This is a genomic window from Rhodoferax sp. ZS1R8 (assembly GCF_056521325.1).
The window spans coordinates 1-382 of record NZ_JBWMBA010000052.1 but is presented as its reverse complement, the minus strand read 5'-3'; the positions used below and the strand labels follow the sequence as shown (position 1 = coordinate 382).

Sequence of the window (382 nt, the reverse complement as noted above, 5' to 3'; positions counted from 1 at the left end):
GTGTGCCGTTCAGGCCACAAGCAAATTGGTCCAAATTGGTTTTACCGACCAGCGACGCACCAGAATCGAGCAGCCTCTGCACCACAACGGCGTGTTGCTGCGGCTCGTAGCTAAAAGCTGCGCATGCCGCCGTGGTGGGCAGACCCAGCGCATCGATGTTGTCTTTGGCGGCAAACCGCAAACCTGCCAGTGGCCCGGTGGCCACGGTTTGCAGGGGCGGCGAGAAGCGCGAGATCCACGCCTGCGGCGCCAAGTTTGCCGCGTCGCCCAGCGATTGGGGAGGGTCGAAATCTGTGGAAAGAGCGTGCACCATTTTAGAAATCCAATCTTGTATCCAAGATGGGGTAGCAATATGGATGCCAACAACGGCTGGTATCGCGTT

General features: G+C 58.6%; 1 protein-coding gene. It reads right to left on the bottom strand.

Annotated elements, in window-relative coordinates; genetic code table 11:
• On the bottom strand, positions 1 to 313 hold a 313-nt coding region (locus tag AC097P_RS23650), incomplete at its 3' end, for an amidase family protein (RefSeq protein WP_479612879.1).
• Between the last annotated feature and the right edge of the window lie 69 nt (positions 314 to 382).